The sequence below is a fragment of the Rhizobacter sp. P2_H2 genome (genome assembly GCF_056403375.1).
The window spans coordinates 1-3,224 of sequence record NZ_JBFUFP010000631.1 but is presented as its reverse complement, the minus strand read 5'-3'; the positions used below and the strand labels follow the sequence as shown (position 1 = coordinate 3,224).

3 protein-coding genes are annotated in these 3,224 nt (G+C 66.2%); 1 reads left to right on the top strand and 2 read right to left on the bottom strand.

Translation table 11 applies throughout. From position 1 onward, the window contains the following. Positions 1-87 precede the first annotated feature (87 nt). Complete coding sequence (rpoH, locus tag AC1D15_RS23760) at positions 88-1,023, bottom strand: RNA polymerase sigma factor RpoH (RefSeq protein WP_477827909.1); 936 nt, start codon at positions 1,021-1,023, stop codon at positions 88-90. A gap of 336 nt (positions 1,024-1,359) precedes the next feature. On the opposite strand from rpoH, the gene ggt reads away from it, so the two are divergent. Beyond that, positions 1,360-2,979, top strand: coding sequence for a gamma-glutamyltransferase (gene ggt / locus AC1D15_RS23755; protein ID WP_477827908.1), 1,620 nt, complete (start codon positions 1,360-1,362; stop codon positions 2,977-2,979). Here ggt and AC1D15_RS23750 read toward each other — a convergent pair. Further along, positions 2,980-3,224: response regulator (locus AC1D15_RS23750; protein ID WP_477827907.1), on the bottom strand; the 245-nt coding region annotated here is incomplete at its 5' end.

Here is a 3,224-nt window from a genome sequence, read left to right as displayed (position 1 = left end):
CTGCAGGCCTTGCTGAAGAGCACCTGAAACGCCTCCCGCACAAAAGGAAAGGGCCCCGAGGGGCCCTTCGTGCTTTCCGTCCGGCGCTCACGCCGCTTCGRTCAGCGCCTTGCGCATCTTCTTCATCGCGGCGACCTCGATCTGCCGGATGCGCTCGGCGCTGACGCCATACTCGCCGGCCAGGTCGTGCAGCGTCATGCCGCCCGAGCTGTCGTCGTTCACCTTCAGCCAGCGCTCCTCGACGATGCGGCGGCTGCGTGCGTCGAGCGCGTCGAGCGCCTGCGCGATGCCGTCGCCGGCCAGCCAGTCGCGGCGCTGCGCCTCGATCACGCGGGTCGGCTCGCTGCTGTCGTCGGCCAGGTAGGCGATCGGCGCGTAGCTTTCCTCGCTGTCGTCGCCTTGCGGTTCGAGGGCGATGTCGCCGCCGGACAGGCGGGTCTCCATCTCGAGCACTTCCTCGCGCTTGACGTTCAGTTGCTGCGCGACGCGGTCGATCTCGGCCTGCGTCAGCGTGGCACGGTGCGTCGAGCCGTCGGCGGCGTCTTCCTTCATGCTCTGCTTCATCGAGCGCAGGTTGAAGAACAGCTTGCGCTGGGCCTTGGTCGTCGCGACCTTCACCATGCGCCAGTTCTTCAGGATGTACTCGTGGATCTCCGCCTTGATCCAGTGCATCGCGTAGCTGACCAGGCGCACGCCCTGGTCCGGGTCGAAGCGCTTGACGGCCTTCATCAGGCCGACGTTGCCTTCCTGGATCAGGTCGCCGTGCGGCAGGCCGTAGCCGAGGTACTGGCGCGAAATCGACGCCACCAGGCGCAGGTGCGACAGCACCAGCTTCCCGGCGGCTTCGACATCGCCGTGCTCGCGCAGCCGGCGCGCGAACGACACTTCTTCTTCGTGCGTCAGCAGCGGGATGCGATTGATCGCCGACATGTACGCATCGAGGTTGCCCAGCGAGGGCACCATCGCGAACGGGTCGCGCAGTGTCAGGGCGGTATCGGGGGACAGGGTCTTCGTGAGGCTCATGGAAGCATCAGACATGCTGAAATTCCTTTCGTTCCCTTGATATTAGCACTCGACTTCGGAGAGTGCTGATGGCGCCGGACGGTCCATCCGTCAGAGGGGCAATGTGAGCAAATACTTGCAACAAAACGTCGGCAAATCTTGTGCCTATCCCCACTGACTGCAAGGCTTTGCGACTATCCTGCCGAATTCCAACCACTGGTGCCATCCGGTACCTCCGAGGAGAACGTCACGATGAAGACCCGTCGTCTGCTGAAGAGTTTCGTGGTATCCGCCGCAACGGTGTGTTGCTGGACGGTACATGCCGCGTCGATCGCACCGGCCGCCGCCGAGAACGGCATGGTCGTCACCGCGCAGCATTACGCGACGCAGGTGGGCGTGGACGTGCTGAAGAAGGGCGGCAACGCGGTGGATGCGGCGGTCGCGGTCGGCTATGCGCTGGCGGTGGTCTACCCGGCGGCCGGCAACCTGGGCGGCGGCGGCTTCATGACGATCCAGCTGGCCGACGGCCGCAAGACCTTCCTCGACTTCCGCGAGAAGGCGCCGCTCGCCGCGACGCCGAACATGTACCTCGACGCGAGCGGCAACGTGATCAAGGGCCTGAGCACCACCGGCCACCTGGCGGTCGGCGTGCCTGGCACGGTGTCCGGCCTGGAGCTGGCGCGGGCGAAGTACGGCACAATGAAGCGGGCGCAGCTGATCGCACCGGCGATCGGCTTCGCCGAGAAGGGCTTCGTGCTGGACCAGGGCGATGTCGACATGCTGCTGACCTCCACCGAAGACTTCCGCAAGGACCCGGCCTCCGGGGCGATCTTCCTGAACAAGGGCCAGCCGTTCCAGCCCGGCCAGCGCCTGGTGCAGAAGGACCTCGCGAAGACGCTGCGGCTGATTTCGCGGAAGGGCGAGGCCGGCTTCTACAAGGGCTCGGTGGGTGCCGCCATCGTCGCCTCCAGCCAGGCCGGCAAGGGCATCCTCACGCAGGCCGACCTTGACCAGTACAAGACCCGCGAACTCGCGCCGGTCGAGTGCGACTACCGCGGCTATCGCATCGTCTCGGCTCCGCCGCCGAGCTCGGGCGGGGTCGTGATCTGCGAGATCCTGAACGTGCTCGAAGGCTACCCGCTGAAGGACCTGGGCTACCGCTCGGCGCAGTCGGTGCACTACCAGATCGAGGCGATGCGCCATGCCTACGTCGACCGCAACAGCTACCTGGGTGACCCGGACTTCGTCAAGAACCCGCTCGACCGGCTGCTCGACAAGGGCTATGCCGAGAAGATCCGCGGCGTGATCGATCCGGCCAAGGCCGGCGTGTCGAAGGACATCAAGCCCGGCGTCGAGCCGCACGAGGGCAGCAACACGACGCACTACTCGATCGTCGACAAGGAGGGCAATGCGGTGGCCGTGACCTACACGCTGAACGACTGGTTCGGCGCCAAGGTCACCGCGGCGAAGACCGGCGTGATCCTGAACGACGAGATGGACGACTTCACCGCGAAGATCGGCGTGCCGAACATGTACGGCCTGGTGCAGGGCGAGGCGAACGCGATCGCCCCGGGCAAGCGGCCGCTGAGCTCGATGAGCCCGACCATCATGTCGCGCGACGGCAAGCCGGTGATGGTGACCGGCACGCCCGGCGGCAGCCGCATCATCACGGTGGTGGTGCACACGATCCTGAACGTCGTCGACTACGGGATGAACGTGCAGGAAGCGGTCGATGCGCCGCGCTTCCACCAGCAGTGGCTGCCGGAGGCGACCAACGTCGAGGTCAATGCGCTGAGCCCCGACACGCGCAAGATCCTGACCGACATGGGGCACAAGCTCGGCAACCCGCAGCCGGCTAACCATGTGGCGGCAATCCTGGTGGGGGCGCCGTCGCTGGGTGGCAAGCCGATCGGCAAGAACCGGTTCTATGGTGCCAACGATCCCCGTCGCAACACGGGCCTGGCGCAAGGGTTCTAGTTATCCAAAGCGGGTTTCCACGTCGTCGAGCACCGCATCGACGACGCCGAGCAACTGGCTCACGCTGACCGGCTTGGTCAGGTACTGCCGGGCGCCGGCCGCCATCGCGGTCTCGATCTGGCTGCCCAGCGCATCGGCCGACACCACCACCACCGGGATGCCCGCGGTGCCCGGGTCGGCCTTCAGGTGGCGCAGCAGCTCCATGCCGTCGATGTCGGGCAGGTGCATGTCGAGCAGGATCAGGT